Annotated in this window: 8 protein-coding genes; 4 read left to right on the forward strand and 4 right to left on the reverse strand. The window is 56.4% G+C overall.

Annotated elements, in window-relative coordinates:
* The coding region (locus GIW04_RS25375) for a LysE family translocator (protein WP_236479307.1) at window positions 1-556 on the forward strand (556 nt) is incomplete at its 5' end.
* Window positions 557-827: 271 nt separating this feature from the next.
* Here GIW04_RS25375 and GIW04_RS25380 read toward each other — a convergent pair.
* Together GIW04_RS25380 and GIW04_RS25385 are read right to left on the reverse strand one after the other, a co-directional pair.
* Window positions 828-1,343, reverse strand: coding sequence for a GNAT family N-acetyltransferase (locus GIW04_RS25380; RefSeq protein WP_034135719.1), 516 nt, complete (start codon window positions 1,341-1,343; stop codon window positions 828-830).
* A 225-nt stretch (window positions 1,344-1,568) separates the two neighbouring features.
* Window positions 1,569-2,783: an aldose 1-epimerase family protein gene (locus GIW04_RS25385; protein WP_120248115.1), complete on the reverse strand. Its 1,215-nt coding sequence runs from the start codon at window positions 2,781-2,783 to the stop codon at window positions 1,569-1,571.
* A gap of 297 nt (window positions 2,784-3,080) precedes the next feature.
* Here GIW04_RS25385 and GIW04_RS25390 point away from each other — a divergent pair, with 297 nt between their 5' ends.
* Together GIW04_RS25390 and GIW04_RS25395 are read left to right on the forward strand one after the other, a co-directional pair.
* The gene (locus GIW04_RS25390) at window positions 3,081-3,308 is read left to right on the forward strand and encodes a hypothetical protein (RefSeq protein ID WP_052224687.1); all 228 of its coding nucleotides are present in this window, start codon (window positions 3,081-3,083) and stop codon (window positions 3,306-3,308) included.
* A gap of 139 nt (window positions 3,309-3,447) precedes the next feature.
* Window positions 3,448-3,684, forward strand: a complete 237-nt coding sequence (locus GIW04_RS25395) for a hypothetical protein (RefSeq protein ID WP_034135717.1) — start codon at window positions 3,448-3,450, stop codon at window positions 3,682-3,684.
* A 518-nt stretch (window positions 3,685-4,202) separates the two neighbouring features.
* Here the strand turns inward: GIW04_RS25395 and GIW04_RS25400 are convergent.
* Window positions 4,203-5,129 carry a LysR family transcriptional regulator gene (locus tag GIW04_RS25400; RefSeq protein ID WP_034135716.1) on the reverse strand — a complete coding sequence of 309 codons (927 nt, stop codon included), beginning with the start codon at window positions 5,127-5,129 and terminating at the stop codon, window positions 4,203-4,205.
* Window positions 5,130-5,412: 283 nt separating this feature from the next.
* On the opposite strand from GIW04_RS25400, the gene GIW04_RS25405 reads away from it, so the two are divergent.
* Entirely contained in the window at window positions 5,413-6,732 is a 1,320-nt protein-coding gene (locus GIW04_RS25405) for a serine hydrolase domain-containing protein (RefSeq protein WP_120248116.1), read from the forward strand.
* 427 nt (window positions 6,733-7,159) lie between these two features.
* Here GIW04_RS25405 and GIW04_RS25410 read toward each other — a convergent pair.
* Window positions 7,160-7,474: hypothetical protein (locus tag GIW04_RS25410; protein ID WP_236479308.1), on the reverse strand; the 315-nt coding region annotated here is incomplete at its 5' end.

Consider the following 7,474-nt stretch of genomic DNA (forward strand, 5'->3'; position numbering starts at 1 on the left):
CCCCAATAACCTGCTATCCGTGAGCAACGCTACCCGCTATGGCTACCGCACCTCCTGCCTCGCCGGTCTCGGCCGTCTGCTGGCCTTCGCCGGCATGATCGCCCTCGCGTCCGCTGGCTTGGCGGTGGTACTGCAAACCTCGGAGTTGTTGTTCTACGGGATCAAGATTCTCGGCGCGGCGTATCTGTTTTACTTGGCATATCAGCTATGGCGCGCAGACCCGCGGCAGGTAGAAACCGCGACGAGCAAGGTAGGCCTGTGGGCCTTGGCGCGGCAGGAATTTCTGGTGGCCGCGGGCAACCCCAAGGCGATCCTGATCTTCACCGCCTTCCTCCCGCAATTCGTGGTGCCCGGCCAACCCATCACCGCGCAATTTGCCTTGCTGGGCGCGATGTTCCTGGCTTTGGAATGGGTCGCCATCAACGCCTATGCCTATATGGGCCTGCATATGCGCCGCTGGTTTGCCGAGCCCAAGGGCAAGCGCCTGTTCAATCGCTGCTGCGCGGGTTTGTTGTCAGCGGCGGCGGCGGTGTTGTTGACTGCGCGCAGGGCATGAGTGAGGTGGGAGTGCCCCTGGCAGCCGACGCCGATCGAGCTGTGCCCCGCGATCCAAATGTGGGAGCTGGCTTGCCTGCGATGGCGGTGGTTCAGTTGAAAATTCAGTGACTGACACACCGCCTTCGCGGGCAAGCCCGCTCCCACAGGGGATCTGTGCCAGGCACTGATTTTGACGGCAATGCATGACCAATGTGTGCGGGCTTGCTCGCGAAGGCGGCCTGGCAGCCGACGACGACTCAACTGATGCCCAAGTTGCGTAGATACCTGTGCTATCTCAACGGCAACCCATACCTCACCTCCACCAGCGTAACACCGCCCCTCTCAAGATCGCGCTCAGTCGCGGCCTCCTCCACACACCCCGCCCGGCGATAAAATCGAATAGCCCGTTCATTACCGGCCAAGACCCACAGCGTTAAACGCTCATAGCCTTGCACCAATAGATCCTGCAAGCCGGCTTTCCACAAGGCCAGCCCGACGCCGGTTTGCCAATGCTCGGCGAGCACGTAGATGGCCATGACCTCACCTGCATTAGCCTGCACAGCGTCTTCATCACGGCTGGCGCCCACAGCTATCCAGCCAACCACCTGCTGGCCCACCTCGGCAACCCATACCGTCGACTCACCCAAGGCAAGCGAGCGAACCCAATGGGCTTCGCGCCTAGCCAGCGTTGCTTGCAACCTGCTCAAGAACTGGGCGGGCATCAGGTCACGGTAGGCATCCTGCCAACTGCTGATATGCACCTGGGCAATGGCTTTTGCGTCGGCGGGTAAGGCCCTGCGAATCATGGAAGCACTCCTGAAATACGGTTATTTCAGTATGCATGCCCGTCGATGACAGAAAGCCCTACTGTAGGAGCGAGCTTGCTCGCGAAAAACGTCAACGATAACGCGGGCGTCCTGAATGAACGCGGCGCCTGTGAGTCTTTCGCGAGCAAGCTCGCTCCTACAGTTGCCAGGCGATTCCGGCTTCGATGAAGCACGCCGGCCCCCGGGGTGAAGGCTCCAGCAATGTCACCCCTTGGTCAAATCCACCAAAGGCGTCTGCCGCACCTCAGTCTCCCGCCCACCCTGAATCTCGCTGACCTGCTTCAAGGCCCTTTCCACAGCCGCCTTATCCGCCAACAAGCTGTAGCTGATACGGAACTGCTTATGTTCCTTCGCCCCGATCGTAGGCACCAGGTTCAATGGCCGCTGATAACGACGGTTGTACGAAAAACTCGTCCCCGGCTCCAGCCCCGTGACATAGCCCTGCCCTTGGGTATCAGTGTTCTTCCACAGGGAAAACACCGGCAGTGTCTGCGTATTGAAACCCACCGAAACCCCCAGGCTGCCGGCCTTGTTATGCAACACCGTCAAGGTATCGCCCTTGGCATCGGCATACGGCACCACGTTGTAGACCGTTTCGTCATAGTCCTTGGTCGGGGCACGATAGGTTTGCCAGTCTGCCAGTTCGCCCTTGGCCTTGTCGTTGAACGGCGACACCTGCTTCACCGGCGCAACGAAACGCGCGCCCTGCTCCAGGAACGGCGTGCTGAAGTTACTGTGATACAGCGCCTGGTATTCCTTCGGATAATCACCATTGTTGGTCAGCGTGTCGTTGAGAGCGAACACCACACTGCCAGGCTCGGTGACCAGTTCGGTCGCAACAGAAAAATCGACCTTCTTGAACGCCTGCTCTTTCAACTCGCCGCGCAGGGTGATGGCGTACGGCGGTTTTTCATCGATATGCAGGGTGACTTTATTCGCAGGAATATTGGCCGCCCGCCCGTGCAGGGTCAGCAACTCGCCGTTGTCGATGCCAGGGTGCCCGACCCATTCGTAGCCGCAGCGGGTGACCAGCTCATTGAAACCCTCCAGCCAACCCAAACCACCACGGCCATTGAGCTCGATGAAGGACGGATTCACCACTTCCTTGACCGGCGAATCCCAGCCCATGCGCACATCGCCAACCGACGCCTGCAACACGTTCATGCCACGCGTCGGCACCACCGAGAGCTTCATCGTGCCGTTATCGATATCGACAATGCTCACACCCTCCTGCCGACCACCGTGCAGGGTGCGCAAGGTAACGCTGAAGGGCTTGTCGGTTTGGATGCCGAGCTGCTGGCTGGTGACCTGCCAGTTCTGGGCGGCTTTGTCGGTATCGAGCAGCACGTAATCCCAGGCCAGGGCGTGGGAGGCGGCAGAGAATGCGCTGAGGGCAACGAGGAGTTTTAGCGGGGTCATGGCGGTGGCCTTTATTGGAGTTGTTTGCGATTTATAAACTCGATGAAACGTTTCAGCAAGCTTAAAAAGCGAGACGACGCGTGGAAATTCCAGGAAGGAGACGAGACTAGCCTCGGGGAGACTGGAGCAAAAAAAATGGGATGAGCGGCGTATGAGCTTCAGCCCGTCCGTGCCGGTTACAACCTTGGCGTTGCTCGTCGGCTGCAACGGCGCTTATAGTCCCCCGGTCGCCCACGTGGCGACCAGGTTTGGCGACCTGATTATCGGTAAATCATTGCATTTATCGGAGTTTCAAAAATGGAAAGATATATCCCTCTTACTGGAATCGAACGGGTTCCAGCTTCCCTGCTCATTGATTCGCAAGCACCGCTCGATGTGCTGCAAGCGATGGCTGACTACCGTATTCGTACCGTGACTCAAGTATTGGAAAACATCGCTTTTCGGGGTGAGGTGGAGGCTGACTGCGTGGTGCTTTCGGATTTTGCGCAGTTACTGGCGGGCGATTCAGGTGTCGCCGAAACATAAAAACTGTACGCCCGAAAGTCACATCCTCCCCATTGAACTTTCCAAAAAAATGATGTCAATTTGATTGCTCATTACAGCAACAAGATCATCTTGGATCAGTCAGCGTCAGGCTATTTACTGACATCCTATGGAGAGAGTGATGAGAGCCATCATTGCGATGTTATTGATGTTGAGTACCTACGCCCATGCTGGTTGCGGCAATATCAGTGACAGCGATCAACGCGCTTATTGCGAAGCCAAAACCAATGGCCAAAACTGCGGCAATATCCGGAACGACGACCTTCGGGCCACTTGTTCGGCGCAAATGAGCGGTCAAAGCTGCGGCAACATTAAAGATAGCAACTTGCGTAACGAATGTGATGCCATAACGCGTTGATCTCCGGATCACGCGGGACCAGCCACTCTTAATCGACGCTGGACCCGCGTACTTGAACTCGTCAGTTTTTAAAGCGCCTGCCGACTTCTTATCCTCGTGGCCACCTCTGCCGAATCGATACCGAAGTTCAGATGTACCTCACCACCCTCTCCCTTTTCGTCTCCGCCTCCTACACCCCTTTTCCAAAGGTTCCAACCGCTTACTCGTTTCCATACGCACATTGTGCACGCACGATTTTCAAGTATGACGCGAATAGCGGCTCCGAAAAGTAGCCGATCATAATCGAGCCACTTCGGATGGTGACCGTCAATCTGAGATCACGGGTTGCCGCTTGGCTGATGTGGAGGATTGAGTATCGGCAAAAGGCGCGTGCGACAAAGCGAAAGCTGCTGACTGGGAAATGCCAAGTTCGCCCCGTCACGATTCAGCTGTGGTGATTGACCGGTGATTGATGGCGAGCTTATTTCCTGATCTGGATGGTTTCAAGGCAATGAGCGAATCGGAGCAGTAGTCAGGCGCTAGCGCTTTTCAGATTCTTCGATAATCAGGTCGATAGCTTTCCTGGCGACGGGTGACAGGGTGCGGTCTGCATGAAATACGATGGTTTCTTGGAAGTAGCACAAATGTGCTGGTACCGCTGGTTGAATGAAGGGGAGGAGGTTAACCAGTGCACCACTCTCCAGATCGCTTTCCACCCACGATTGCCAAGTGATCAGCAGTGAGTCGCTTGTGAGCGTTGCATGGCGCAGCCAACTCAACTCATTGCAAATCAGAGCCCAAGGCAAGGACGTTCCCTGGGGTAGCCCGAACACTGCTCTTGCATGGGCATCGTCGGTGTTCACAGCGTTCCACGGATGGGCGAGTATCTGCTCATACGTGACTGGGCTAGCCTGCTGTGCCAGCGGGTGGTCACGGCGGCAGAAGATGGACGCTGGCTGTGGGGGCAAATGCCTGACGGCAAAGCGTGGGTCGGTTTCCCGGTCGACTCGCTCAGAGGCGACCACGAACTCGATATGCTCCAGTTCCAGGCGTTGGATCAAGTGACGCCAGTAATTGACCTCGATGTTCACCATCAACTTGGGAGCACTCTTTCGCAGCGCCGCCAGCACATTCGGCAGTGTGATGTTGGCGGCCATCATGCCCGCACCGAAACTCAAAGCCCCTCCTTGGGCCCCGGCAATGTCATTGGCCTCTGCAACCAGTTTGCTGGCGCAGCTCAACAGTTCACGCGCTCGTGAAATCAGTTGATGACCCGCAGACGTCAGCGTCACTGAGCGAGTGTCCCTGTCGAACAGGCGTAGCCCCAGATCAGCCTCCAGAGATTGAATACTGCGGCTGAACGCCGTTTGCGAGAGGTGAGCGCGTTCCGCGGCCCGTGAGAAGTGCAGCTCCTCGCCCAGAAGCACCAGGTGACGAACTCGCTTCAAATCTATTAAGTCGCTCACTGCATTAATCGCTCTTTATAATTGCATTAGACGCTTGTATCTCATTCCAAGAGACTTCGCCAGAGCTCGCATCGCTCAGTTGGCAAGCGCTTGTACTGCCAAGCCCATAACAACAAAGAAGTGGCGATACCCATTTGGTGTCAAGGCGATCGCGGCCGAGTTCACGCCCAATGCCTTGTGCCAGTCCGGTGTGAGCAGACAGTCACAAACGCTACGTGTGACTTTGCGGCCTTCGGGCCGCCTTTTTAGAAGCCGAACAACTGACAATAAGAAGGTGAAACGCATGAAATCGAGAAAAGCCATAGTGCATGCTTTGTTGGACAGCGCAGTGCTGTCCTGCGCTGTTGCCGAGGCCGCTGTCCAGCCACAGTTTGCCGATGCCCAGGCCAGCGATCCTGTCGTCATGGGCTGGATGCAGGGCACCCCGCCGGCCCCCGAAAAAACGGTACGATTCGAAAATTTTCTGCAGTTCCCGCAGACGCGCTGGGCGTTCTCCCATATGCGCGAATTACTGCCGACCGTGCAGGTTTCGCGAGGCATTGGCGAGGTCAGCCTATTACCTAACGCCAAGCGCACAGATATCGACGCCGTGGCGTTCACTCCGCTTGGCAGTGATCGCACCATGACCTGGGAGCAGTCACTGACGGCCAACTACACCGATGGCATTCTGGTTATGCATCGCGGGCAAGTGGTTTATGAACGCTACTTTGGCGGGCTGACCGAACAGGGGCAGCACGTCGCGATGTCGGTGACCAAGTCCTTTATCGGCACATTGGGGGCGATGCTGGTCGAGGAAGGCAAGATCAATCCGCAAGAGAAGGTCAGTACCTACGTTCCCGAGCTGAAAAACAGTGCTTTTGGCGATGCAACCGTACGACAAGTGATGGACATGACCGTCGGCGTTCGCTACTCGGAGAATTACGGGGACACCAAGGCAGAGATTTGGGAGTACGTGAGGGCAGGTCATATGCTGCCTCGCCCGACTGGTTACAGCGGCGCTACCTCTCTGACCGAGTACTTGGAGAAACTTCAGAAAGAGGGCGAGCACGGTCAGGTCTTTGCCTACAAGACGGTCAATACCGACGTTTTGTCGTGGGTGATCCAGCGCGCCACCGGGAAAACGATCGCGGTCAATTTGCATGAGCGAATCTGGAGAAAACTGGGTGCTGAGCAGGATGCATACCTGATTGCCGATGATGTGGGCACCGCTTTCACCGGCGGCGGTTTCAACACCTCGTTGCGCGACCTGGCCCGCTTTGGCGAAATGATGCGCCTGAATGGTAAGTTCAACGGCCAGCAAATAGTTCCACCGAACGTGATTGCTGACATACGCGGCGGCGGCAGCCAGGAAAGTTTTGCCAAGGCGGGTGAAAAGCTGATGCCAAACTGGAGTTATCGCAACATGTGGTGGGTGTCGCACAATGACCATGGTGCCTACACAGCACGTGGTATACACGGACAGGGTATTTATGTCGATCCCAAGGCGGAGATGGTCATCGTCCGCTACGCCTCTCACCCACTGGCGTCCGGCGACAACTTCGATCCAACCACCTTCCCGGCCTACCAGGCGCTCGCCGAACATTTGATGGCCACCACACAGTAGGGGGTATGGATCAAGTGCGAGGAGTTGCACTGGCAAGGTGACTCTGATCCGCGCGCGCTGAACAAGATCGTGTTGAAAGAGACCTCGTTGAAAGACGCATTGACCTCGGGTGATACCAATATAGACGGGGCGCAAAGCTGCTGGAGGAAATGGCGTCCTACTTGGACAACTTCGATTTCTGGTTCAACATTGTGACGCTGTAACGCAATCCAGTCATGTCGCAGGAAGCTTTGCGACAAATCAATCGGCCCTGGAGGATGGCAGTGTGCGAAAGCGCTGCCGTCATTCTGGCAAAAATGATCAGCCTTTCCTAATTCGATTTCCTATCAGCTCTGACGACCGTTTTTAGCCGATTACTGCCTGTCCCGAGGGGCTGTTACCGACCCGATGCTGCCCTTCGTGAAAGGCAGCAATCGGCCAGAAGCGGTCATCTAGGTGGGGCGTCATCCGGATTGATTTTGTCTTCGACGTCAAATCTACTCAGCAATGCGGCTCCATCCGAAACACCAAGAATCTGATCAATTACGGCTATTTTCTGGGTCGCACAGTCGAGTTGAAACTCAGCGTTGCTGTATGCAGCCTCCGCCTCATTGTGGAGCGCATAGGCCATATGGGCCGCGACACGGACGCTCATTGGAGCATCTACATCACTGCCCAGATAATCAGCAAGCAACGTCCTGATCTCTATCAGTGCAAGCGCGAGTAGCCTAGTTTGAGCAGTCTGCATAAAGATATCCTGGGT

Source organism: Pseudomonas sp. PA-4-8C, assembly GCF_021606625.1.
In the GTDB taxonomy this organism is placed as follows: Bacteria; Pseudomonadota; Gammaproteobacteria; order Pseudomonadales; family Pseudomonadaceae; genus Aquipseudomonas; species Aquipseudomonas lactis.

Excerpts from the sequence above, each read along its gene's own strand:
- GIW04_RS25380 (WP_034135719.1), bottom strand. The coding sequence starts at position 1,343 with ATGATTCGCAGGGCCTTACCCGCCGACGCAAAAGCCATTGCCCAGGTG.
- GIW04_RS25385 (WP_120248115.1), bottom strand. The coding sequence starts at position 2,783 with ATGACCCCGCTAAAACTCCTCGTTGCCCTCAGCGCATTCTCTGCCGCC.
- GIW04_RS25390 (WP_052224687.1), top strand. The coding sequence starts at position 3,081 with ATGGAAAGATATATCCCTCTTACTGGAATCGAACGGGTTCCAGCTTCC.
- GIW04_RS25395 (WP_034135717.1), top strand. The coding sequence starts at position 3,448 with ATGAGAGCCATCATTGCGATGTTATTGATGTTGAGTACCTACGCCCAT.
- GIW04_RS25405 (WP_120248116.1), top strand. The coding sequence starts at position 5,413 with ATGAAATCGAGAAAAGCCATAGTGCATGCTTTGTTGGACAGCGCAGTG.